Here is a 24334-nt window from a genome sequence, read left to right as displayed (position 1 = left end):
CCGGAAACGGGCTGTGGGCATGCGCTCTCTTGACCTGGCTCACTTTTTCAAGGCGCCGCTCCAGGGCTGTCGCCAGTGCGTGCAGGCGCGGCCGCAACGACGCCCCGGAAGCGCCGGCGCAGGGCGGTATTCGCCGGTTCGGACACGGTGCGGGCGACGAGGGTGGCCGCCAGCGCCGTTGCGGCCAGGAAAAGCGCCAGCCACGGCAGGCGCTCCGCGTAACCCAGGCCCGCCTTGTCGACCACATTGCGCATGGCGGCCAGCACGATGATATGGAACAAGTACAGCTCATAGCTGTGCCGTCCCAGCCATTGCAGCGGACCGGGGCGGCTCTGGCCGGCTGCCTGGCCCGCCGTGGCGCCCACGATGAAGGCGGCGCTGGCCAGCGCGATCGCGCTGAAGCCGAAGACTTCATGGCCGCCGATGCCGCGCACATACAGGGCCGCCAGGGCCAAGCCCGCTACCCAGCGCAAGCGTTGCCCGGCACGCGTGCCCGGCTGCCAATGTTGTGTCAGCAGGGCCGTCAGGCAGCCGATGGCGATGGCGTCGAAACAGGCGACATAGCCATACATGAAATAGATTTCGTTGTCCGCGTGCAGGCTGCGATAGACGGGGCCGGCCACGATGGCAGTGCCACACAGCAGCATGATCGCCTGGCGCTGGCGCAGGAAGCGGCACGACAGCGGCAGCAGCAGATAAAACATTTCCTCGACCGATAGCGACCAGTACACGTTCAGGCAGTAATTGAAATAGCCGGCGCTTTACATCAGCACGTTGTGCCAGAAGGTCAGTATGGAAGCGATGGCGATGAAGAAATAGCTGGCTGGCAAGTCCTTGCCGCCGTCCGAATTGGCAAAGAAGGGCACGTCAAGCACGCCCAGCAGTACGATGAGGGACAGGGCCAGCAGCAGAGACGGTAGCAGGCGGGCGATGCGGTATGCATAAAACGCCGCCAGGTCGATGCGCGCCAGGTCGCCCCACCGGCGTAGCGAGGTCGAGGTGATCAGGTAGCCGGAAATAACGAAGAACATGGTCACGCCGTAATTGCCCTGATAGGCGGCGCCCAGAAGCCATCCCGGCAAGGCCGAGAGCGGGCTGTTCTTCAAGCCATAGGCCAGCGCGAAGTGCAGCACCAGCACGCACAGGATGGCCGCGCCGCGCAGGGCGTCGATATGGCGGTTGCGGGTATTATTCACTGTGGTTCCTTGTCATTTATGGCAACTTATAGGGGCAGGATGCGACATGTGTCGCTTGCCGGTCAACGATTATGCAGATAGTCGGTGTCGAAAGCGGCAACAGGGCGAGGACAGGGAAGTCTTGCGTGTATGATATTGCCGAACAGAATGGTTGGGCATCTATCATCTTGCGGGCGCGCTACTTGTGCCTTCCGGCCCATGAATCGGCGTGCACGATTCCGACCGCCAGGATGCCTGACCTACAGCGAAAGGTAATAAAGATGTATAAAACAGTGCGCGACATGTTCCTGCATTTCAAGGAAGCCGTCCCATTCCGCCTCGTCCCCGCCCTGATTTGCACGGCCTTGCTGGTGAGCATGCTATTGCTGCCGGCGCCGGACGGCTTGACGCCCAAGGCCTGGGGCCTGGTGGCGATTTTCCTCACCACCATCCTGGCGATCATCTTAAAAGTCATGCCGATCGGCGTGATGGCCATGATGGCCATCGTCATCGTATCATTGTCGCAAGTGACGTCGACCTCGTCCAAGGGCGCCATCACGGATGCGCTCAGCAGTTTCTCGAATCCTTTGATCTGGCTGATCGTCGTGGCGATCCTGATTTCGCGGGGCCTGAAAAAGACGGGGCTGGGCAGCCGCATCGGCCTGCTGTTCATTTCCCTGCTGGGCAAACGCACCATGGGCATCGGCTACGGCCTGGCGATTTGCGAACTGGTGCTGGCGCCATTTACGCCGAGTAACACAGCACGTGGTGGCGGCATCGTCCATCCCGTCATGAAATCGATCGCCAACGCCTTCGATTCGGACCCTGCCAAGGGCACGGAAGGGAAGGTGGGCACGTATCTGGCCCTCGTCAATTACCACGCCAACCCCATCACCTCGGCCATGTTCCTGACGGCCACGGCGCCCAATCCGCTGGTGGTCGATTTCGTGGCCAAGGCCAGCGGCCAGAGTTTCCACCTGACATGGACCACCTGGGCCCTGTGCATGCTGCTGCCGGGCCTGGTCTGCCTGCTGGTGATGCCTTTGATCATCTACTGGCTGTCGCCGCCGGAATTGAAAGCCACGCCGGACGCCGTCACCTACGCCAAGGCGGAATTGAAAAGCATGGGCCCGCTGTCACCATCGGAAAAAGTCATGCTGGGCACCTTTGCCTTGCTGCTGTTGCTGTGGGCGAACGTACCCGCCATGCTGTTCGGTCCCACGTTTTCGCTCGATGCGACGGTGGTGGCCTTTGTCGGCTTGTTCGTGTTGATTATCACGGGCACCATCGATTGGGACGACGTGCTGTCGGAAAAGAGCGCCTGGGACACCCTCGTGTGGTTCGGCGCGCTGGTCATGATGGCCGAGCAGTTGAACAAGACGGGCGTGATCGCCTGGTTCTCGGGCGGCATGAAAGCCGCCATCGTCGCCAGCGGCATGGACTGGCTGCCGATAGCCGCCGTCCTGGTGCTGGTGTTCGTCTTCTCGCATTACTTCTTTGCCAGCACGACGGCCCACATCAGCGCCATGTTGCTGGCCTTCCTGACGGTGGGCCTGCACCTGATCCCGGCCGAATACCACGTGCCATTCATGTTGATGATGACAGCCGGCTCGGCCATCATGATGACCCTGACGCACTACGCGACAGGCACCTCGCCCATCATCTTTGGCAGCGGCTTCGTGACGATGGGCAACTGGTGGCGCGTCGGCTTCATCATGTGCGTGGTGGAATTGCTGATCTTTGCCGTTGTCGGCACGACCTGGTGGAAATTGCTCGGTTACTGGTAAGGCTGTGCGTCAGCTCGTCTCAGCCATGCATGCGCGGCAACCACATGCCCATGCTGGCGACGGCGATGCCCACGCCCATTGCCACTGTCAGTAGCGACAGCAGCGCCGCCATCGTCCAGCGGGCCGGCGCGCTGCCGCTATCGCGGCTGCGCAAATAGCCCTCCAGCACGGCCAGCGGCAACAGATACTGCGCGTAGGCAAGAAAACTCAGGAAAGCTCCCGTGAAGCTGCCTGGGTCGAAACCGGCCGGGCCGCCATTGACGGCCAGCCAGAACATCAGGCCGACACGAAAGAACCATACGCCGCTGACGGCCAGGAACAGCCGCAGCGCCCAGCGCCGGTGCGCGGCAATATCGCGCTGCAAGGCGCGGCGCAGAGTCATGCCCGCGAACAGCAGCACCAGCACGGCATTGAGGCTGATGCCGATGTGCTGCACCACGTCGCCGACGGCGCCGCGCCACCACAACATGTAGATGCCTGACAACGCGGCCAGCACGGCGCCGGCCAGGTACACGCGCCCGTTCCAGCGGTGCGCGCGCGGAGCGATGCGGCGCAGCTGGGGCAGCAGTTGCAGGGCGCCGCCCAGCATGATGACGGCCGCCAGCAGCAGGTGGATGCCGGTGGCCAGGTTGCCCACGCCATCGCCGGGCACGTGGCCGTGCGACATGACCGCGTTCCAGCCCTGGAAGTTGCCGCGTATGCCATGCCCGCCGTACAGGGCCACGATGTAGGCGGCAAACACCAGCTGGCCGATGACGGTGGCCGCGAACCAGAAGGTCGCGGCGGCGGACAGCGCCGTGGCGGCGCCGATGTGTGATGGCGCCAGGCGCTGGCCGGCGGCGGATTGTGCGGATGGCATGGCGTGTCTCCTGACAGTGTTGTGCAGCCATCAAGATAGGCGCGTGCTTCCCAAGTGGGCGCGAACAGGCGCCGCCGGTGCGACGAACGGCGGTTTTCAGGGCTTGAACGGCGGGCGTATCGCGGGTATCGTGATGCCATGACATCTGCGCCCGCCACCACCCGCCGCTACGTCGCGCTTCTGCCCAGCGCGCGGCAGGCGCTCGTCGTGACGGTCTTCACCTTGTCGCTGTCGTGGCTGCTACACCTGCTCAGCGGGACTTCTTACCTGGGCGTGTTCGGGCGTATCGGTTTTATCGGTGCCGCCTTGCTGCTGGCGTATTCGGCGGCAGGTGCCCTGCGTCCGCGCTGGCTGCCCCTGGCGGCGGCAAGAGTGGGCGCCGTGGTGCTGATGGCGCCCGTGGCCGCCTTCGTGACGGCACTGGCCACGCAGCGCAGCCAGTTCTTTAGCTACCTTGCGCAAACGCAAACCCTCGTCGGCCACTTCCTGATGGTGTTTCTGGCCATCGTCTTTGGCGTGTCGTTTTCCCTGCTGGCCATGCGCAGCGAACGGCGCGAGCGCGAACGGGCCGACCGCCTGCAGGCTGAGCTGGTCAACAGTTCTTTGGAGCGCGAATTGCTGGACGCGCGCCTGCGCCTGTTGCAGGCGCGGATCGAGCCGCATTTCCTGTTCAACACCCTGGCCAATGTGGAAGCGCTGGTGGCGACCGGCGCGCCGCAGGCGGGGCCCGTGCTGCGCCAGCTGATCGCCTATCTGCGCGCCGCCATGCCGCGCCTGAACGACGGGGCCGCCACCCTGGAGCAGGAACTGCAACTGGTGCGCGCCTACCTTGCGCTGATGCAGATGCGCATGCCGGACCGCCTGCAATTTTCCGTCGCCGGCTGCGTGCAGGCGGCCACCTTGCGCTTTCCGCCGATGGCGCTGCTGACACTGGTGGAAAACGCCGTACGCCATGGCATCGATCCCGGCGTGGCAGGCGGGCGCATCGACGTGGGCACCGAAGTGGAGCCTGCCAGCGGCAAGGTGCGCGTCTGGGTCAGCGACACGGGCGTGGGCATGGCGGAGACGGCGCAGCCGGGCACCGGCCTGAACAATGTGCGCAGCCGCCTGCTGGCCATGTATGGCCGCAGCGCCCGCCTCGAACTGCATGCCGTCGCGCCGCAGGGCGTGCGCGCCGAGCTGCATTTCATCCTTCCTGGAGACACGCATTGACCATGACGACCGCCCTGATCGCCGACGACGAACCGCTGCTGCGCGAGCGCCTGCGCAGCCATCTGGCCAGCTTGTGGCCCCGGTTGCGCGTCATCGGCGATGCGCGCAATGGCGTCGAAGCGCTGGAACTGTTTGAGCTGCATCAACCCGAGATTGTCTTTCTCGATATTCGCATGCCGGGCATGGACGGCATCGCCACGGCGCGCGCGCTGGCCCGCCGCGCGCACCTGGTGTTCGTCACCGCGTATGATCAGTACGCATTACAGGCGTTCGAGCAGGGCGCCATCGATTACCTGGTGAAACCCGTCGACCCGCTCCGCCTGGCCGATACGGTGCAGCGATTGCAAGAGCGGCTCGCCAGTCCGCTGGCGGCCGGCAACGGGCTGGACGCCGTGCTCGAGCAACTGGCCAGCAGGCTGGGACTACGCGCCGCGCCGCCTGTCTGGCTGCAATGGATCAAGGCGTCTGTCGGCAGCAGCGTGCGTCTGATTCCCGTCGAGCAAGTGCGCTATCTGCGTGCTGAAGAGAAATACACACTGGTGGCATGGGAAGAGGGCGAGGCCCTGATACGCACCAGCATCAAGGAACTCGGCGAGCAACTGGACCCCGGCCGCTTCGTGCAGACACACCGTTCCGTCATCGTCAACCTGGCGTATGTCAGTGCCGTCACGCGGGGCGTGAATGAAACGGCGCGACTGCACTTGCGCGGCAGCAGCGACACCTTGCCCGTCAGCCGCAGCTATCTGCAGCATTTCCGGCAGATGTGAATCAATTTTCGGGCAATTGCACCACCACCTTGCCGCGCGCGCGCCCCTGCGCCAGATAAGCGAGCGCCTGTTTTGCCTCAAGAAAAGGAAATACTCGGTCGATCACAGGGCGGATGCTTCCCGCTTCCAGCAGGCCGGCGATTTGCGCCAGCTGGCCGCCGTCGGGGCGCACGAAGTGGAAGGCATAGCCGGCGCCGCGCCGCTTCGCCAGGCCGATGATTTTTCGGCTGAGCAAAGCAAACACCAGCTTCAGCACCAGGTTCATGCCGCGCGCGCGGGCGAAAGCGACGTCCGGCGGCCCGACCAGCGAGACGACCTGGCTGCCAGGCTTGACGATGCACAAGGCCTTTTCCAGCCCGTCGCCACGCACCGTGCCCAACACGGCGTCGTAATCGCGCAATACCTGTTCGAACGGCTGTTGTTTGTAGTCGACCACTTCATCGGCGCCCAGGCCGCGCACCACTTCGACATTTGCCGTGCTGGTGGTGGTGCCCACGCGGGCGCCCAGGTGTCTGGCCAGCTGGATGGCAAACGTGCCGATGCCGCCGGAACCTGCCGGAATGAACACTTTCTGGCCAGCCTTGAGCTGCATGCGCTCATGCATGGCTTGCCACGCCGTCAAACCCACCATGGGAATCGACGCGGCTTGCACGAAATCGAGGTTGACCGGCTTGAGGGCGGCCGCAGGCTCGGGCACGACGGCAAATTCGGCCAGGCTGCCATATGGCGTGTCGAAAACATTCGCATACACGGCATCGCCCACTTGAAAGCGCGTGACGGCGCTGCCCACGGCCACGACGACGCCGGCCAAGTCGCTGCCCAGCGTGGCCGGCAGCCGCAGTTTCAATATCGGCTTGAAGTCGCCCCTGGGAATCAGGTAATCGATGGGGTTCAGTCCCACGGCATGCACCTGCACCAGCAATTCGCCGGGGCCGGGCGCGGGGCGGGGCAGTTCGGCAAACGCGATGTGATCGAGGCCGCCGTATTGTTTGAGTTGCAATGCTTGCATGATGTTCTCGTTGAAGGCTGGAAAAAATGCTGGCGTTCAGGCCAGTCGCAGGTCCTTGCGCAAGCCGGCGTCCAGCAGCGCGGCGGGCATGAAACGGCGCATCAAGCGCAAACGTGCGGCCAGCGGGCCGGCATGGGCAGGAAGCCCACCACGGAGCCGATGTTGAGGATGCGCCCGCCGCCCTGGGCCCGCATGTGCGGCAGCACGGCCAGCGTCATGCGCACGACGCCGAAGAAATTCGTATCGAAGATGGCTTGCGCCTGGGCAATGCTGCTTTCCTCGGCGCCTGCCGGGGCCACGCCGAAACCGGCGTTATTCACCAGCAAGTCGATGCTGCCTTCCGCCTGCATGACGGCAGCGACGGCCGCCGCCACCGAGGCATCGCTGGTGACGTCGAGCGCCAGCATCGCATAGCCGAGCCCGGCCGCTTGGTCACCGCGGCGGCTGGTGCCGTACACCGTATAGCCGGCTTGCACCAGGCGCTGGGCCGTGGCGGCACCGATGCCGGACGAGGCGCCGGTGACCAGGGCAATCTTGTGGTTTTTCATGGCAGTTCCTTCAGTGATTGACAGCATGGAATATGGTATATGATGATCGTCATATCCTTGTTTGAAAAAAACCCGGGACGGATCAAGGTCACGGGCGGTGCGGCTAGCCGGGCGTTTGAAACTGCGCCAGGGTGGCTGCACACAGCGCATCCGACAGGGCTGGCTCATCGACGGCGCGCGCCAGGATGGTGGTGCCGATCATGGCGCACACCATGGCCATGGCTTGCGCGTGCGCTTCGGGCTGGCCCCAGTTCGGCAACTGGCGCGCGAACAGGTCGATCATTTCCTTGATGTGCAGGGTGGCGGCGCGCCGCACCTCGGGCGCCTGACGCGGCATTTCCGAACCCAGTGCCGACACGGGACAGCCCACCTCGATGGCGGCGATGTGTTCGGGCGACAGATACGCCGCCAGCATGGCTTGCAGCGCCTGGCCCGGCGGGGCGGCGGCCGCCACCCTGGCCGCCAGCGCCACCGATTCGGCGCCCGCGCGGTCGCCCGCTTCGGCCAGCAGCGCGTCGCGCGAGGCGAAGTGCGCATAAAAGCCGCCGTGCGTCAGGCCCGCTTCCTTCATGATGTCGGCCACGCCCGTGCCTGCATAACCGCTGCGGCGGATGGCGCGCGTGGCCACCTCGACGATGCGTTCGTGGGTGGCTTCCTTGCGGCTTTGGATTGTTTGCTTGGTAGATGAGTTCTGCATGACGGTCATCATATCGCAATTTTCAGCATGGTGCATGCGGTGCGCCGCCACACGATTGACCTGCCCCACGGTGCAGGTGAATAATGTGATGGCCCGATTTCAGCGCCATCGCGTTAGCCATGGACTGGTTTCATGACTGGCTGGGGAGCTGGAATAAGGAACGACAAGGAACGATAACGAACTACAAGGAACGACAAGGAGCGGCAATGAGATCTTTTATAGCGGAAACGCCAGAACAGCTGTTTTCTTACGGCACTTTACAGCAGGCCGATGTGCAGCTGGCCACCTTCGGGCGCCTGCTGGACGGCCGGCCCGACCAATTGCCCGGCTACCGCCTGGCGCTGCTGGCCATCGATGATGCGCAGGTGGTGACGACCAGCGGCAAGACGCACCATCCGATCGCCTCGCGCAGCGGCGAGCCAACGGCTTGCGTGCCGGGCGCCGTGCTGGCCATCTCGCTTGCGGAATTGCGCCAGGCGGATGGCTACGAGGTAGCCGCTTACCGGCGCGAGCGCGTCACCTTGAAGTCAGGCATGCAGGCCTGGGCGTATGTGGATGCGCGCGATGCGGCGCCGTGACCGCTGGTTCCGGCGCCGCTTGAATTGGAAAAAGAAGGGCTAGCTTTTCAGGCTGCAGAAGGACGTATAGTGGTCCTGCGTATAGTAGCGTTCCACCAACTTGCGTTTGCCCGCCGGAGTCTGCACAAGCAATACCGCACGATGCGAACCCGCGCCGCCGTCGCCGCCGATACCCAAATAGTATTCATAATAAACTTCGTCCTTGCCGACAGGCGGGAGGCGCTTTTCATTATTATTGAATACGGTATTGCCCGCACCACCCGCCACCGCGCTCGCCTTGGCGTTGCGGTAGGCGTCATATTCGCTATTTTTCGGGGTAGGCAGGGTTTTGCTCGGTTCCCTTTTGCCGCAGTCAGGGATCTTCGCCGCATAGGCATGGGAAGAAAACAGGGCGCCTGCGATAACAAGACCCAGCGACCATATTGTTGCGCGTTGAACTTTCATCGATCAGCTTTCGTTGGCGGTGCGTTTAACGGATAGGCTTCTGTTGATACGGTATGCGGCCGGTGTTCGGGTGACCGGTGCAATCTCTGCAATGCTGAATATAGTTAAATTTTTGAAAATATAACTATCCAATTGTCACGTGCCGATAAATAATTTTATGTCTTCTTCGGAGAAATGGGCGGGATGTCGACCAAATGGTGCGCATATGGATGGTGTCATGCTGCGCGAAATAAATGCAGGGCAAGGCGCGCAGAGAAATCACATAGTCAAGCACATTAACGTGACAATGTTAGAGTTTTCGTGATTGGCAATTCGTCAGGCCATGTCGCAGTTATGGGCAACAAGCGAGCCAGTTTGTGCCTATCGCTTTCCCGATATTCTTTTGTCGAGTATATGAAATCCTGAATGATGAATGTATTCATCGTCAATCATTAACTTCTGACACCAGTTGCTACGCGACATGCTGGTGGGGAAACCTGGCTGCAGGATTGAAAGTACACAAGCACATTAAATCGACAGCCGAAATGTCGCGCTAGGCCGCCCCAATGCAACAGCCCCCAATGGCTGTCTGCAGCGATCGGGGGCTGGCGGAAACGCCCGTACCGGCCGTTTCAAGGGGCCAGTATCAGGCTCAGGCCGGCTTGCGCTTGCCTGCGGAAACGCGGTTCCAGCCATAGCCGGCGGCGATGATGGCCAGGATGGCCGCCTGCGCCAGCAAGGTTTCTGCCGTGGGCAGGATGCCCAAGAGATCAATGCGCATGAAATCGACGGGAGTCACACCCACCCAGCCCGCTTCTTGCAGCGCGGCCACGCCTTTACCCATCAGTATCACGGCCAGCAAGGCCACGAAAGCGGAGGTCAGCGAGAAGAATTTTCCGATCGGCATGCGGGCGCTGGTGCGCAGCAAGGCCCAGGCGATCACCACCAGCAGCACGATGGCCACCAAGAAGCCGCCCAGCAAGGCGCCGCCATTGCCGTCCGCCGCCAGGGCGGAATAGAACAGCACGGTTTCAAAGACTTCGCGGTAGACGGCGATGAAGGCCAGGGCAAACAAGCCCCAGGCGGAGCGGCGCGACATCGCTGCCGTGAGTTTCTCGTGCAGATATTCCTGCCAGCGTCCGGCGCTGCTCTTCTGGTGCATCCACAAGCCCACGCTGAGCAGGACCAGCGCCGCAAACACGGAACCGAGCCCTTCGCTCACTTCCCGGCTGGCGCCGCTGATAGTCACCAGATACGTTGCTGCCACCCACGTCAGGCCGCCCGCCACCAGCGCGCTGGCCCAGCCAGCATGTACGTAGGGCAATACGTCGTTGCGCTTGGCCTTGCGCAGGAAGGCGATGATGCCGATCACGATCAGCAGCGCTTCCACGCCTTCGCGCAGCAAGATCGTCAGGGCGCCGATAAAGGTCGTCATCGGTTCGGCCTTGGCGTCGCCCAGCTCCGCTTCCACATGGCTAAACAGTTGCTGCAGTTTTTCTCCCGCCGCCTCGGCGTCGGCTACCGTGCCTTTGGCAACGGCGGAACGGTAAGCCAGCATGGCGTTTTCCAAGGCCAGCAGCAGCGATTTGTTGCGCGCGCCGACCATCGGCTCGATCGGCTCGAAGCCGTCCAGGTAGGCCGACAGACCCAGGCGCGTAGCGGCCGCGCGGTCGCCCGCGTGCACGGCGGCCAGGCTTTCCGCCAGGCGCAAACGCGACAGGGCCAGGCCCGCCGGCTTGTGCGCCTCGGCCTTGTCCGGATGGCTGCGCAAGTACGCCGTCAAGGCTTGCGCCTCGTCCGCGCCCAGCTTGGCTGCCGCCGCTTCCTGTGTCAGGGTCGTCACGGCAGCCAGGTCCGCGTACAGCTTCTTGGCCCGTGCATCGTCTTGCCACAGCTTTTCACCGTGCGCGCGCGCCGCCGCGTCGTGCGACATGCCGCCCACAAAAAAGGCCAGGTCCCAGCGTTCGTTTTCGGACAGCTGGCCAAAACTGGCCATCGAGGTGCCGGCCACGCCTTGCGAAATGACTTGGTACAGCGCCATCACGCTGCGCGACTGCGCCCGATCACCATCCGTGAAGGCGATTGGTTTCGGTTCCAGGCTGGCCGCCAGCGGACCGTCGCCGCCACCGGTCACGCCATGGCAAGAAGCGCACTGGGCCGCATACAGGGCCGCACCGCGCGCCAGCTTGGGTAATACTTTGGGCGCCACGGGAATCGGATACGCGGCAATCAGCAAGCCGTTCGCGTGGTGCGCCAGGCGCTTGACTTCCATGCCGTCCGCCTTGACGACGACGGCCGCGCGCAATTCGGCGATGGCGGCGGCAATCGCCGCCTTCGAAGCGTGGGCGGGCAGGGCGGCGATCTGCGTCGTCGCGTTGTCGGTAAAATCGAGCATTTCCGCGTATTCGGCCGCGCTGACCACCTTGCCGTGCTCGACGGCGCCGCTGTAATCGACGGCAACGTAGTCAATCAATTGCCACAGCTGCTTGGCGCCAGCGCCCTGGTCGGCCACTTGCGCTTGCGCGCCGCCGGCCAGTAACAGGCTGAGGCTGGCGGCCACGAGCGGATAGCACACTAGCCATTTCTTCATAGAGTTGAACATGATTCTCATTCTCATTTATCGTTAACCCGGCGACTATAGGACAGACGGTGCAGGGTGTCAACGGCGCACGGGTGCGCATGGGCGCAAACAGCGTTGCCCTGGCCAATCTTCTTGACCAGGGCAGCGTACCTGCAAAATGGAACGAGGAGGGAGGAAGGCTACTGCTTCGATGCCGGTTTCGCGTACAGGCCTCTGGCCAATCCGCTGTCCGTGTCGTCCACTTGCAAGCCACCCTTGACAACGCGCAAGACCAGCTTCTGGAACGCCTGACCCCGCAGCCACTGGCTGTCGGTGACGGCGAACGCGGCGATGCGTTCCTGCGCGCGCGCGGGTGGCACGGCCAGCCATTGATAGTCGGCCTTCGCGCCCTGGCGGCGCAAGCCGGCGCGTACCCAGCGTTCCGATGCCGGCATGGAGACGATGGCGTCGCCATTCGCCACGCTCACAGCCGTGGCTGTCTTGCCGCTTTGCGCCTCGAACTTCACTTCCACGCCAGCCATCGGCCCCAGCCGGGGGAAGCCGACGATGGCCACCCACAGGCCCGCTTCGGCGGCTTTCTGGATGCGCATTTCCTCTTCCTCGAACACGCGAAACTGCGGCTCCTTGCCGTCGTTGCCCGTCACCAGGGTCACCGTGTCGCCGGCAACGCGCCACGCGCCGCTGGCTTGCTCGTCAGTATTGCCGTAACTGAGCATCCATTCGAAAGTGCCGTCCTTTTTCAACAGCAGTTCGGAGCCCGTTTCCATGACGCCTTGCAGGTAATAGTGTCCGGGCAGGGAGGACGCGGCCTGGTCGGCCGCGCTGGCAGCAAGCGGCCAGGCCAGGGCGGCGCAGGCCAGCAGGCAAGAGAGGGAAGAAAAGCGGGAGGAAAAATGGGAGGTTTTCATCAGTGTGTCCTTTATGATATGCCATCATAGCAACGGCAATTCCTTGCCGTCGCACGGATACACCGCCTGGCCTGAGTACTGATCAGTTACTGCTGAAATCGAGCACGACGCGCGAGGCAACCTTGCCTTGCTCCAGGCGGCTGAAGATCTCATTGATGGCCGACAGCGGCTGCAATTCCACGCCGGCCTTGACCTTGCCGTTGGCGGCAAAGGCAAGCGCCTCGGCCATGTCCTGGCGCGTGCCGACGAAGGAGCCGCGTATCGTCACGCAATTGGCGACCACGTCGAACAGCGGCGTCGGGAAGTCACCCGGCGGCAAACCCACCAGCACGCAGGTGCCGCGCTTGCGCGTCATCGCCACGCCTTGCTGGAAGGCGTCGAGCGACGGCGCCGTGATCAGCACGCCGTGCGCCCCGCCACCGGTCGCTACACGCAGGGCCGCAACGGGATCGCCCTGGCGGGCATTGATGGTCACTTCGGCGCCCAGGGCACGTGCGTGTTCCAGCTTGCCTTCATCGATGTCGACAGCCGCCACGCGCAAGCCCATGGCCAGCGCATATTCGACGGCCAGGTGGCCCAGTCCGCCGATGCCGGAGACGACCAGCCACTGGCCCGGCCGCGCCCCCGTTTCCTTGATGCCCTTGTAACTGGTCACGCCGGCGCAGATGATGGGCGCCGCCTGCACGGCGGACAGCCCGGCCGGAATGTGCGCGACGTAGCGCGGGTCGGCCAGGATGTATTCGGCGAAACCGCCATTCTTGGTGTAGCCGCCGAACTGCGCCTCGGCGCACACGGTTTCCCAGGCTGCCAGGCAATGTTCGCAATGGCCGCAAGCCGAGTAGAGCCAGGGTACGCCGACGCGGTCGCCCAGTTGCACCTCGGTCACGCCCGTGCCCATGGCCACCACCAGTCCGATGCCCTCGTGGCCGGGAATGAACGGCGGCGTCGGCTTGACAGGCCAGTCCCCGCGCGCCGCATGCAAGTCAGTGTGACATACGCCGCACGCTTCGGTCTTGACCAGGATCTGGCCAGGGCCGGGAACCGGCATGGGAACCTCGCGCAGCACCAGGGGCTGCCCCAGTTGCTCGACAACTGCGGCTTTCATTGTAGTGGGTGTCATGTTATTCCTTATGAAGTGGGTCATGCGTAGTGCAGGGTGCCGGGCTGATGGCAAGGCATGCGCCAGCCAGGCGCTCTACCATAGTCTGGTCAACAGAGACTTGCGAATGATCACATTCTGCTGCATGCGATTCGAAAATTGATTGATCTATATCAATGTATGAGCGCACGTTACCTAAATATCCGAACTTCAAGAACAGCCTCCTTCGCCACTATCCCCCCCGGATGACGTTTTAAATAAATGTGCCCTATTTAATACTAAGCAAATTGGAACGCCTGAAAGATAATGAAATGTCTCTGTATTCATCCTGGCGAGAAAAATAAATCAGACGAACACGCTGAAAAAAACTTAATGCCGTTTCTACTCGTCGGCATGCAGTTTTATTCACGAAAATACAAGATAAAGAAAGAGATCATGTCAGAAAATTTTGATGTTTTTCAGCAGACGTTTGCCCTGTCATTATTGTCGAATCTGGATTCTAACTGTCAAGACCCGCGTAGTCCCCATGGCATCGACTGAATAAGGCCTTGAAGGAATCAACATGCCACCAATACGTTTTGTCGTCTTTATTGCGGTTTCATTGGTCGTATTCATCGGCATCCTGCGCTGGACTTTACGCGCCAGGCCGGTTACGCCGAAAGCCAGCCTCACTGGCAGCATTGCTTTCGTCATCGTCGTTGTCGGCATGTGCTTTGCCAAATTCGGCGCGATCGTCGGGTTTCCATGGCCGCTCTACTATGGCGTCCCGGCTGTCGTGACACTTGAGCTTCCTCCGCTGGCGTTGCGCATGCAAGGCAGTGAGTTCGCCTGGTATGTGTTGTTAGCCTTTGCCTCATCGCCGGCAATCCATGCTGTCTTCTCATTCTTCGTAGGTCGGCACGAGTACCTGCCAGTTTGGCATATACCCTCCCTCTTGGACATGGGCACTTAAGCCCCCGGTCGGGCGGATTTTATTCATTGTGCTGCCCGCCTACGCCACCTCACTCACCACATAGCGGTATTTGCCCGACGCCTCCGCCGCGATCTCGTCGACTTCCTCGATGGCGATGTCGACCTGCGCGCCCAGCCTGGCCTGAAAGCCGGTCACGATGGCGCTGCGGGTGACATCGTCCAGACGCGGCAGGCAGACCAGCTGCACGCGGGTGCGCAGCAGGCTTTCCTGGATGATCTTGAAGCTGCGCACCTGCGGCAATTCGCGCACGATGTAGACGAGCGCCAGGCCGTGCATGACGGTGCCATCGACGGCCGTGAGGAAATCCGTGCTGCGCCCTTCGATCTTATGCAGCAGGGGCAAACCGCGTCCGCAGGAGCACGCTTGCGTGCCCAGCGCGCCCACGTCGCCCGTGGCGTAGCGGATGAACGGATAGTCCCGCGTGGCCAAATGGGTAACGACGATCTCTCCTGTGGCACCAAAGGGCAGCGGCTGGCCTTGACCATCGACGATTTCCACAATGACGTCTTCGGCCGTGATGTGCATGCCGCCGTCCGGGCATTCGTGGGCGATGAAGCCCGCGTCGCGCCCGCCGTAGCCGTTGGCCACGGGGCAGCCGAAGGCGGCGGCGATCTGCGCGCGCTGCTCGTCGTACAGGCGTTCGGCCGTGACGAACGCCACTTTCACGCCCAGGCCGTCGAGCGGCAGGTCGCGCGCGCTGGCATGGCTGGCGATGCGGCACAGGGCCGACGGATAGCCGAACAGCATGCGCGGACGCCAGCGGCGCAACTGCCTGACATAGCCATCGAGGCGCGCCGGCGACATGGCAAAGGCGGGCAGCAGGGTGCTGCGCAGCAGCGCATCGCGCAGGCGGCGCAGGAGGTCTTGCGCCTGCAGCTCGATGGGCGAACCCCATAGCACGGCTTCGCGGTCGCCGATGTCGACGCCCCACCAGCGCGTGGCGCGCCACTTGGCGGCGATGTCGTGGCTGACGCGCCGCCGGCCGAGGAAAAACTGCAGCGGCTCGCCGCTGGAGCCGCCCGTGGCGAACGGGCGCAAGCCCACGGCGCGGGCGGACTTGAAACTGTCGCGCGCACTTGCAATATCGCGCTTGCGCAGCAGCGGCAGGCGGGACAAATCGGCCAGTTGCCGTACTTGTCCCGGGTCGAAACCGCTGCGGGCGAACAGCGCGCGGTAATGCGGTACGTGCTCGCCCGCGTGGCGCAGCAGCGCGCGCAGGCGCGCCAACTGCCACTGCTGCAACTGCGGCGCGCTCCACCACTGCGAGCGTTCCAGCCGGCGCAGCAGGCGCGCGCTGTGGTGGCCCTTGAACCATTCATGCAGAGGAAACAGCCAGCGGGCGACGCAGCGCGTGTAGGCGCCGGGGCGCGGCGCGGCGCGGATGCGCCGGTAATGCGCGGCCAGGCTGGGCGCAATGCCGGGCCAGCCGAAAGTGGCGGCGTGCGCCAGGCCCGCGTCTACCAGTGCTTGTGCGCGCGGCGGGTCGCGCAGCAGCGCCAGGATGGCCTGCGCCATGGAGGCCGGCTCGCCGGGCGGCACCAGCAGCGCCGTCACGCCGTCTTGCAGCAGGGTTGGGATGCCGCCCACGTTGGTGCTGACGACCGGCACGCCGCAGGCCAGCGCTTCGAGCACGGAAATGGGCATGTTGTCGGCCAGGCTGGGATTGAGGACGATGTCGCTGGCCTGGTACAGCGCCGGCATGGCGGCGTTGTCGACAGGGCCGGCGAAGCGCATGCCATCCATCACGCCGAGCGACCTGGCCAGGCGCGTCAGCGCCGCGCGCTGCGGTCCGCCGCCGGCCAGCACCAGGCGCGCCGTGGGAAAGGCCTGGCGCACGAGGGCAAAGGCGCGCACGGCGCTGGCGTTGTCGTACAGGCTTTCCAGGTGGCGCGCCACGAGAATGCACGGACCATTGGCGGATCGCGCGCGCGGTATGGCAGGTGTGGACGGCCTAAAGCGCTGCAAGTCCACCACGTTCGGCACGATGTGGGCCGTATGGCCATATTGCTCGAAGATGCCGGCCAGGTAGGCCGAAGGCACGACGATGGCGCTGGCGCGGCGCAGGCTGAACGCCACCAGGCGCGGCGCGCGGGCGAAAAAAACGGCCGCTTCGCCGCCCCGGTAATTGAGCAGGGTCGGCTTGCCTTTCAGGCTGGCGATCCACAATGCCGGTGCCGCGTGCAGATGCCAGGACCAGCCGGAATTGGCCATGATGTGGAACAGGTCGACCGTATCGGCCGTGCGCCACAGGCGCCACAGGTACACGGGCAGGCGCAGCGCCGCGCGCAGGTAGCGGATGCGCGCCAGCCAGGGCGGCGGCACGGGGCCGTTGACGGCCAGCAGCTGCACTTGCGCGCCATCGTCGCGCAGCTTGCGCGCCAGTTGCTGCGTCTGATTGGCCATGCCGCCGGCCGGCGGCGGCAGCGGGCCGACCAGCGCGATGCGCAGGCCCGAGAAGATCATGGCGCCGCTCCCGCCGCCCTGCGTGCCGCCGCCACGCGCGCATACACGGGCGCGTAGCGGCCCACGCTGGCGCTCCAGCTGCGCTCCGTCTCGACAAACGCGCGCGCCTGGCGCCGCAGCGCCGGCCAGCTGGCGGGCGCCAGCAGCAGGGCCAGTATCGTTTGCGCCAGCGCATCGGCGTCGCCGGCGCGAAACAGCATGCCCGTCTTGCCATGGTCGACCAGTTCGCGGTGTCCGCCCACGTCGGACGCCACCACGAGGCGGCCCTGCGCCATCGCTTCGAGCGGTTTCAAGGGCGTCACCAGTTCCGTCAGGCGCATGGGCAGGCGCGGATACACGCAGATGTCGACCAGCTGATAATAGGCTGCCACCTGCGCATGCGGCACTCTGCCCGTGAAGACTACGGCGGACTCGATACCCAATTGCGCCGCCAGCGCGCGCAGCGCCGTTTCCTGCGGGCCGCCGCCGGCCAGCAGCAGCCGCAGCGCCGGCTGCGTCGCCAGCAGGCGCGGCATGGCGCGCAGCAGCAGGGCCAGTCCCTCGTAGGCATAGAAGGAGCCGATGAAGCCGATGACAGGACGGCCATCCAGACCCAGGCTGTGCGCCAGCGCGGGATCGGGAACGGCATCGAAGGCCCCGGCGTCGACGGCGTTCGGGATCACCGTGATTTTATGCGCGGGCACGCCGCGCGCGCACAGCTCGCGCCGCAAGCCGTCGCAGATGGTAGTGACGGCGTCGGCGCGGCGCAGCGCATAGCTTTCCAGCGCACGCGTGAGCCGGTAGCGCAAGCCGCCGGGGCGGCTGCTGCCATGGTCGGCGGCCGCGTCTTCCCAGAAGGCGCGCACTTCATACACGACGGGGATGCCCAGCGCGCGTCCTGCGTTGAGGGCGGCGATGGCGTTCAGGGCGGGCGAATGCGCATGCAGGATGTCCGGTTCGAGCCGCTGCGCCAGCCGGCGCAGGCGCACGGCCAGGCCGATGATGACGGCCACCTGCCGCAGCACGGGCAGGCGCGCCCACCAGCGTGCATTGGGCGCCGTGCGGTAGAAATGCCAGCCGTCGACCAGCTGCTGCGCGCCATCGGCCGGCCCCTGCTTGGCACTGGTGAGCTGCATGGTGTGCCAGCCCAGCGCGCGCTGTTGCCGCAGGATGGCCAGGGTGCGAAAGGTGTAGCCGCTGTGCAGGGGCAGCGAATGGTCGAGGATGTGCAGGATGCGCATGGCCTTACTCCACTGCCATGGCCGGCACTTGCGCCGGCGCCGTGCGGCCATCAACGGGCAGCACCTGGCGCAGGAAGGCCTCGAACATCAGCAGCGACCACAGCGGCGCGCTGTAGTCGCGTCGTCCGCTCGCATGTTGATCGAGCAGCAGGCGCACGTAGTCCATGTCGAACAGGCCGCACTGCGCCAGGGTAGGACCCAGCAGACGCTGTTGCAGCCGCTGGCGCAGCGGGCCGCGCAGCCAGTCGGCCAGCGGCACCGAAAAGCCCATCTTCTGGCGGTACAGCAGCGTGTCCGGCAGCAGCGGGCGCAGGGCTTTTTTCAGCAGGTACTTGCCTTCCCCGCGCCGCAGCTTGAATTGCGGCGGCAGGCCGGACATCCACGCCACCAGTTCATGGTCGAGCAGGGGTGAACGCACTTCCAGCGCATGCGCCATGCTGGCCCGGTCCACCTTGGTCAGGATGTCGCCGGGCAGGTAGGTTTTCAAGTCGAGGTACTGCACTTGCGACAGCGGGTCTTGCGCGGGGCTGGCCAGCGCGTGCCGGCGCAGCACTTCCACGGCGCGGTAGCCGTGCAGGCTGCGCCGCAGCTCGGGGCTGAACAAACGCGCGCGCATGGCGTCGCCCAGCAGGCTGACGCCGTGAAAATACGCGTCCGTCGTGTCGCGCGCCAGGCCCTCGAAGGTGGTCTTGGCGCGGAGGAAGCGGGGTGCCCAATCGGCCTTCGGGTACAGCCGCCCCAGGGTGCCGAACAGCGACTGGCGCAGGCCGGCCGGCAGCAATGGGTCCATCGCCTTGCGCACTTTTTCTTCGCGCATGTGCAGGCGGTAGCGCCGGTAGCCGGCCAGGCTTTCATCGCCGCCGTCGCCCGACAGGGCCACCGTGACGCGCTGGCGCGCCAGTTGGCAGACGCGGTAGGTGGGCATGGCGGAACTGTCGGCGAACGGTTCGTCGTACAGATTGGCCAGCAGGTCGATCAGCTCGAAGTCGTCCTGCTCCACCTGGCGCGCGTGGTGCGCCGTGGCGTAACGGCGCGCCACCAGGTCGGCGTAGTGCGCTTCGTTGTACGCCGGGTCGCCGAACGAGATGGAGCAGGTGTTGACGGGCGTGGCGCTGGCTCCTGCCATCAGCGCCACGACGGCGCTGGAATCGACGCCGCCCGACAAAAAGGCGCCCAGCGGCACTTCGGCCACCATGCGGATGCGCACCGCTTCACGCAGGCGCGCCAGCAGTTCGTCGGCCGCCTGCACCTCGCTGGCGGGCCGATTCGGCGTGAACGGAATATCCCAGTACGATTGCGGCGCAGGCAGCGGCTGGCCCGCGCGGATGCAGAGGGTATGCCCGGGCGGCAGCTTGCGCGCGTGCTGGAAGATGCTGCGCGGCTCGGGCACGTAGCCGTAGGCGAAATACTCTTCCACGGCCAGCGGGTCGAGCGCGCGCGGCATGGCCGGATGCGCGAGCAGGGCTTTCAATTCGGAGCCGAACAGCAGGGTGCCGTCCTGCGCCTCGCCGTAGTACAGCGGTTTCACGCCGAGGCGGTCGCGTGCCAGGAACAGCAGATGGCGGCGACGGTCCCACAGGGCGAAGGCGAACATGCCGCGCAGGCGCTGCACGCAGTGTTCTCCCCATTGTTCCCAGGCGTGGACAATGACTTCCGTGTCGCTGCTGGTGCGGAACTGATGGCCGAACTGGCGCAGTTCGGCCATCAGGCTGCGGTAATTGTAGATTTCGCCATTGAAGACGATGGCGATGCTGCGGTCGGCGTTGAACAACGGCTGCTGGCCGCTGGCCAGGTCGATCACGGACAGGCGCCGGTGCGCCAGCCCCAGTCCCGGTTCGCGGTGCACCCCCCCTTCGTCCGGTCCCCGGTGGCGCAGGCTGTGGTTCATGCGCGCCAGCAGCAGCACGTCGATGTCGCGCTGGCCCTGCAAATCAAAGATGCCGCTGATGCCGCACATGGGAGGCCTTTCAGGGAGTGGTGGACAGGGGAGAGGGCTGGCGCGCGCCCGTCAGGCGGTCGTACACGGCCAGGTAGGCGCCGGCCATGGCGGGCAGGCTGTGCTCGGCCAGCACCTGGCGCCGCCCGCGCGCGCCGTGGCGGGGACCCAGTTCGGGCATGCTGTAGTAATCGAGCATGGCGTCGGCCAGCATCTCGGGCGAACCGGACGGCACCAGGGTGCCGCTCCAGCCCGACTGCACCAGTTCCGCGTTGCCGCCCACCTGCGTGGCCACGATGGGCAGCCCCGTCGCCATCGCTTCGAGGATGGTGTTCGAGCTGCCTTCGGCCAGCGAGGGCAGCACGAACAGGTCCATGGCGCGCAGCAGCTGCGCCACGTCGTCGCGTGCGCCGGGCAGCCAGGCAAGATGGGCCACGCCAGCCTGCTGCAGCAAGGTCAGGCATGTTTGGCGGCACGGTCCGTCGCCCACGATGATCAGGCGCAGGCGCGCGCGGGCGCCTGGCTGCGCCAGCAGCAGCAGGAACGCTTGCACCAGCGAGATATGGTCCTTGACGGCCGCCATGCGGCCCACGCTGCCGATGACGAAGGTGCCGTTGCACAGGAAGCCGGACGGCCCCACGGCAGCCGGCGGGCCCAGACGCGGATGGAATTGCACGCTGTCGACGCCATTGCCGATGTGCGACACCTGCGCGGGCGCCGCGCCGATGGCGTTCACCAGCCATTCTCCCAGGTCGGCGCTGACGGCGATGAAGTGCTGCACCAGGGGCAGCATGCATTTGCGCAGCAGCCGGTATTTACGGCGGGTGCCGTGCAAGTCGCTCATGTCGCGCCCGTGTTCGCCATGCACGCGCAGGCGCACGCCGGCCAGGCAGGCCAGCAGTTGCGCTTCGAGGCAGCCCAGGTTGCGCGTATGCACGAGTGCCGGGCGCAGCTGTTTCAGTACGCGGTACAGGCGCAGATAGTGGCGCCAGTCCTTGCCTTCGCGCTTGTCCAGGCTGATGACATCGACACCCGGCGTGGTCAGGCGCTGGCGAAACGCGGTGGCGTTCTTCAGGCAGACGATGGTGTGCCGGTAACGCTCCGGCGGCAAATGGTTGATCAGGTTCACCAGGCCGTTTTCCAGCCCGCCCACGTCGAGCTGGTGGATCACGTGCACGATCAGCGGGGCGCTGCTGGCCTCCCGTGTGCTGCCAGTATCGGTGTCAAGGGCCATGCGGCAACTCCTGCAAGCGTCGTTCGATGACGGGCATTGCTGCCCGCAGGAAGGCTTGCAGGCGCGCGCGCGGTGGCGGCGCCAGCTCGTCGTAGGCGGCAAAGACGATGATGTCGGCGCCATCCTGGCGCATGCCCAGCAGCTTGGCTTGCGCCAGCAGCAGTTTCACCAGCACGGGCCGGGCCGTGACGATGCCGCCTTGGCGGTAGACGCGCCACACCAGCAAGCGTTCGCTGCCGTGTCCCAGCACGCTTTCGCGCACGTCCGGGGCGCCGCTGGCCAGGCTGACATGCTGCACGCGATGCGCCAGCGGCATCCAGCGCGCGCCATACGGCAAGGTCTGGTGCGTCAGCAGTTCGGCATCGCGCGCTTGGCGCGCATACCAGTGCAGCTGCAAGCCCACGGGGGCGCCATCGCCGTCCTGGCGCGCATACGTGGCGGCAAACCGCGCGGGCGCGCCCGCATATGGCGCCTGCCAGATCTGCCCGCCCGGCGCCGCCTCGTGCAGACGCCGCCAGGCGGGCGGATCGGGCAAGGCCAGCACGGTCGCTGGCATCGCGGCGCCGTCGTGCCGGTGACTGGCCAGCGCCAGCGCCGGCCACAGCGATGCCATTAGGAGGCAGGCCACGCTGGCGCGGATGGCGGCGCGCATGCCGGCCATGCTGGCGCCAGGGGACACGGGCGGTAAGGCGGCGCGCGCCAGCGGCAATTCGCGCCAGCGCGCTGCCAGCCAGAACAGTAGCAGCACCACCACGCCGAAGAACAGCCAGCCATAGATCAGGTGGTCAACGCCCACGGCCAGGCGCATATTGCTCAAGTGCCCCAGCATCACGATCAAGTAGGCGCGCACGCCATTGGCCAGGATGGGCACCAGCAGGGCGGCGACCATGACGGCCAGGCGCCGCCGTGTGCTGTGGAAGTTGACGTGGGCGAACAGGGCGCCCAGGGCCAGCGCGGCAATCAGGTAGCGCAAGCCGCTGCACGCTTCCACCACCGACCAATTCCCCGTCGGCAGCGAAAAATGGCTACCATCGCGAAACACGGGCACGCCCGTCCATTGCAGCGCGGTCACCGTGAATGCGGCCGTAAAGTCGATCAGGGGTTCCAGGAAGACTTCGCCAAACGGCACGGCGAGAAACAGATACGCCAGTGGAAAGGCCAGCAGGCGCACGGCCGGCCAGCCGAAGATGGCCAGCACGCAGGCGGGCAGCATGGCCGTGGCTGCATATTGTTCCACCACCGGCACATGGGCGGCGTCGGCCAGCAACCAGGCCAGGCCCAGCGCCCCCAGCAGCAGCAAGCCTTGGCGCGATGGCTGGGGCGCCAGCGCGGTCAGGCGCGCGCGCTGACGCCAGGCCAGCCAGCAACTGATGGGAACGATCAGGAAACCATGCGCGAACGTCTGCGAGCGGGCCCACAATTCCACCATCGACCAGAAAGTGGCGTGGTACAGCAGCACGATGGCGGCCAGGACCAGCAGCAGGGCCGCCATGGCGGCCTGGCGCCGCTGTGCGCCAGGCGGCAGGACGGCTGCGTCCTGCAAGCGTGCCGCCGGGTCGAGCAATAGGCTCATGTGGATATCTCCCCTACGGGCTGTGTCGGCGCGGCGGCGGCGCTGCCGCTGCCAGCCGCATCCGCCTCGGCAGGCAGGCCCAGCATGGTGCCCAGGCTGCGCAGATTGCGTTCCCAGTCGTAATCCTGCAAGACCAGCTGACGCGCCGCCGCGCCGATGGCAGCGCCACTCCCTTCGGCCGCACCGCTCTGCGCGTTGCGCAGCACGCGCGCGGCATGGTGGATGAATTCGGCGTCGTCGCGCGCCAGCAGCAGTTCCAGGCCCGGCTGGGCGGTGATGCCTTCCAGCGCCTGCGGCGTGGCCAGCACGATCTTGCCCATCGCCATCGCTTCAAGCACCTTGTTTTGCACCCCGCGGGCGATGCGCAGGGGCGCCACGGCCAGCGTCGCGCCGGCCAGGTAGGGCCGGATGTCAGGCACCTTGCCCGTCACCACCACGCCGGCTACCCTGGCCAGCGCCGTCACGGCGGACACGGGCGCGCTACCGACGATATAGAACTGCAACTGGGGAAATTGGCGCCGCAGCGCGGGCCAGACGTGGCGCACGAACCATTGCACGGCGTCGATATTTGGCCAGTAATCCATGGCGCCCGTAAACACCAGCGCCTGCACGCCCGGTGGATACACGCCGGGCTGGCCCGGCATGGGCGAGAAATACGCCGTGTCGACGCCATTATTGACATGGCCCGTCTTGCGCCGCGCCATCGGCGCGCACTGGCGGAACAGGGCCGCTTCGGCCGGCGAGACGAAGCTGGCGGCCGTGAACTGCTGGGCGATATGGCGCTCATACTGCAGCAGCAGCTGCGCTTCGCGCCGGTACAGCAGCGACATGGGCCAGGGCTTGCTGTCGCCGTACTGGCGCCATTTGTCGGAATCGACATCGACGAAATCGATCACGCGGTGCAAAGCGCGGCCTGCGCTGCCGTCGATGTATTGCGCCATGGGCCCGGAAAAGGCCAGCGCGTGGCGCACCCTGCCGCCTGATAGCAGGCCATCGACCCATTGCAGCAGGCGTGCATCGCGGTAGTAATGCACGCTCATGGCTTGCCGCGATAGCAGCGCCTGCATGGCGCGCCAGCGGGCCGCGCCGCGCCGCAAGTCGATGAAGCGCGTGCTGGCGCACAGGGCGGCCACGGTTTTCGCATGTTGCCAGTCGTCGTCATCGTCGATGAAGCAACCGAGGTGCACGCGGAAATGCCGGCTCAGGTACTGCAGCATGTGCCACGAGCGTATCTTGTCGCCCTTGTTGGGCGGATACGGCAGGCGGTGGGTGAGGAATAAAAGTTCACGCAT

18 protein-coding genes and 2 pseudogenes are annotated in these 24334 nt (G+C 65.3%); 5 read left to right on the top strand and 15 right to left on the bottom strand.

Translation table 11 applies throughout. From position 1 onward, the window contains the following. Positions 1-47 precede the first annotated feature (47 nt). Positions 48-1196, bottom strand: a pseudogene (locus ACP7DE_RS05640) (acyltransferase family protein). Positions 1197-1456: 260 nt separating this feature from the next. Between ACP7DE_RS05640 and ACP7DE_RS05635 the strand changes: the two are divergent. Next, positions 1457-2962 (top strand): anion permease, encoded by a 1506-nt coding sequence (locus tag ACP7DE_RS05635; RefSeq protein ID WP_426071155.1) that lies wholly within the window; start codon positions 1457-1459, stop codon positions 2960-2962. Positions 2963-2981: 19 nt separating this feature from the next. Here ACP7DE_RS05635 and ACP7DE_RS05630 read toward each other — a convergent pair whose 3' ends face one another. Further along, positions 2982-3821, bottom strand: coding sequence for a DUF2306 domain-containing protein (locus ACP7DE_RS05630; protein WP_426071154.1), 840 nt, complete (start codon positions 3819-3821; stop codon positions 2982-2984). 138 nt (positions 3822-3959) lie between these two features. Here ACP7DE_RS05630 and ACP7DE_RS05625 point away from each other — a divergent pair, with 138 nt between their 5' ends. Further along, positions 3960-5033, top strand: a complete 1074-nt coding sequence (locus tag ACP7DE_RS05625) for a sensor histidine kinase (RefSeq protein WP_426071153.1) — start codon at positions 3960-3962, stop codon at positions 5031-5033. Positions 5034-5035: 2 nt separating this feature from the next. Beyond that, positions 5036-5800 carry a LytR/AlgR family response regulator transcription factor gene (locus ACP7DE_RS05620; RefSeq protein ID WP_426071152.1) on the top strand — a complete coding sequence of 255 codons (765 nt, stop codon included), beginning with the start codon at positions 5036-5038 and terminating at the stop codon, positions 5798-5800. 1 nt (position 5801) lies between these two features. Here the strand turns inward: ACP7DE_RS05620 and ACP7DE_RS05615 are convergent, their stop codons facing one another. From ACP7DE_RS05615 to ACP7DE_RS05605, 3 genes and pseudogenes are all read right to left on the bottom strand, one after another. Next, on the bottom strand, positions 5802-6809 hold the full coding sequence (locus ACP7DE_RS05615) for an NADP-dependent oxidoreductase (RefSeq protein WP_426071151.1): 1008 nt from the start codon (positions 6807-6809) through the stop codon (positions 5802-5804). A 128-nt stretch (positions 6810-6937) separates the two neighbouring features. After that, positions 6938-7357 (bottom strand): annotated as a pseudogene (locus ACP7DE_RS05610) (SDR family NAD(P)-dependent oxidoreductase); the annotation flags it as partial. Positions 7358-7460: 103 nt separating this feature from the next. Continuing rightward, on the bottom strand, positions 7461-8066 hold the full coding sequence (locus ACP7DE_RS05605; protein WP_426071150.1) for a TetR/AcrR family transcriptional regulator: 606 nt from the start codon (positions 8064-8066) through the stop codon (positions 7461-7463). A 194-nt stretch (positions 8067-8260) separates the two neighbouring features. Here ACP7DE_RS05605 and ACP7DE_RS05600 point away from each other — a divergent pair, with 194 nt between their 5' ends. Further along, on the top strand, positions 8261-8632 hold the full coding sequence (locus tag ACP7DE_RS05600; RefSeq protein WP_426071149.1) for a gamma-glutamylcyclotransferase family protein: 372 nt from the start codon (positions 8261-8263) through the stop codon (positions 8630-8632). 39 nt (positions 8633-8671) lie between these two features. Here the strand turns inward: ACP7DE_RS05600 and ACP7DE_RS05595 are convergent, their stop codons facing one another. The 4 genes from ACP7DE_RS05595 to ACP7DE_RS05580 all read right to left on the bottom strand — a co-directional run bounded on the left by ACP7DE_RS05595 (position 8672) and on the right by ACP7DE_RS05580 (position 13664). Then, positions 8672-9076, bottom strand: a complete 405-nt coding sequence (locus ACP7DE_RS05595) for a ribonuclease domain-containing protein (protein ID WP_426071148.1) — start codon at positions 9074-9076, stop codon at positions 8672-8674. Positions 9077-9707: 631 nt separating this feature from the next. Continuing rightward, on the bottom strand, positions 9708-11657 hold the full coding sequence (locus tag ACP7DE_RS05590; protein ID WP_426071147.1) for an FTR1 family protein: 1950 nt from the start codon (positions 11655-11657) through the stop codon (positions 9708-9710). Positions 11658-11815: 158 nt separating this feature from the next. Continuing rightward, on the bottom strand, positions 11816-12544 hold the full coding sequence (locus ACP7DE_RS05585) for a hypothetical protein (RefSeq protein WP_426071146.1): 729 nt from the start codon (positions 12542-12544) through the stop codon (positions 11816-11818). 82 nt (positions 12545-12626) lie between these two features. Next, entirely contained in the window at positions 12627-13664 is a 1038-nt protein-coding gene (locus tag ACP7DE_RS05580) for a zinc-dependent alcohol dehydrogenase (protein ID WP_426071145.1), read from the bottom strand. Positions 13665-14205: 541 nt separating this feature from the next. On the opposite strand from ACP7DE_RS05580, the gene ACP7DE_RS05575 reads away from it, so the two are divergent. Then, positions 14206-14595: a hypothetical protein gene (locus ACP7DE_RS05575; protein ID WP_426071144.1), complete on the top strand. Its 390-nt coding sequence runs from the start codon at positions 14206-14208 to the stop codon at positions 14593-14595. A gap of 39 nt (positions 14596-14634) precedes the next feature. On the opposite strand, the gene ACP7DE_RS05570 is transcribed toward ACP7DE_RS05575, so the two are convergent. The 6 genes from ACP7DE_RS05570 to ACP7DE_RS05545 are packed head-to-tail and all read right to left on the bottom strand — an operon-like array spanning position 14635 to position 24334. Beyond that, positions 14635-17079, bottom strand: a complete 2445-nt coding sequence (locus tag ACP7DE_RS05570; RefSeq protein WP_426071143.1) for a glycosyltransferase — start codon at positions 17077-17079, stop codon at positions 14635-14637. Continuing rightward, positions 17076-18299 (bottom strand): TIGR04063 family PEP-CTERM/XrtA system glycosyltransferase, encoded by a 1224-nt coding sequence (locus tag ACP7DE_RS05565; RefSeq protein WP_426071142.1) that lies wholly within the window; start codon positions 18297-18299, stop codon positions 17076-17078. The genes ACP7DE_RS05570 and ACP7DE_RS05565 overlap by 4 nt, the downstream gene beginning before the upstream one ends. Positions 18300-18303: 4 nt before the next feature. Further along, complete coding sequence (locus ACP7DE_RS05560; RefSeq protein WP_426071141.1) at positions 18304-20256, bottom strand: XrtA/PEP-CTERM system amidotransferase; 1953 nt, start codon at positions 20254-20256, stop codon at positions 18304-18306. 10 nt (positions 20257-20266) lie between these two features. Continuing rightward, positions 20267-21469 carry a TIGR03088 family PEP-CTERM/XrtA system glycosyltransferase gene (locus ACP7DE_RS05555; RefSeq protein ID WP_426071140.1) on the bottom strand — a complete coding sequence of 401 codons (1203 nt, stop codon included), beginning with the start codon at positions 21467-21469 and terminating at the stop codon, positions 20267-20269. Continuing rightward, positions 21459-23042, bottom strand: a complete 1584-nt coding sequence (gene xrtA, locus ACP7DE_RS05550; protein WP_426071139.1) for an exosortase A — start codon at positions 23040-23042, stop codon at positions 21459-21461. Before xrtA ends, ACP7DE_RS05555 begins: the two co-directional genes overlap by 11 nt. Beyond that, positions 23039-24334, bottom strand: a complete 1296-nt coding sequence (locus tag ACP7DE_RS05545) for a TIGR03087 family PEP-CTERM/XrtA system glycosyltransferase (RefSeq protein ID WP_426071138.1) — start codon at positions 24332-24334, stop codon at positions 23039-23041. The genes xrtA and ACP7DE_RS05545 overlap by 4 nt, the downstream gene beginning before the upstream one ends.

Origin of the sequence: Janthinobacterium sp. DSP2-3-3 (assembly GCF_049897325.1) — a bacterium.
Classification (GTDB): domain Bacteria; phylum Pseudomonadota; class Gammaproteobacteria; order Burkholderiales; family Burkholderiaceae_D; genus Janthinobacterium.
This window is presented reverse-complemented; position numbering and strand designations above follow the sequence as displayed.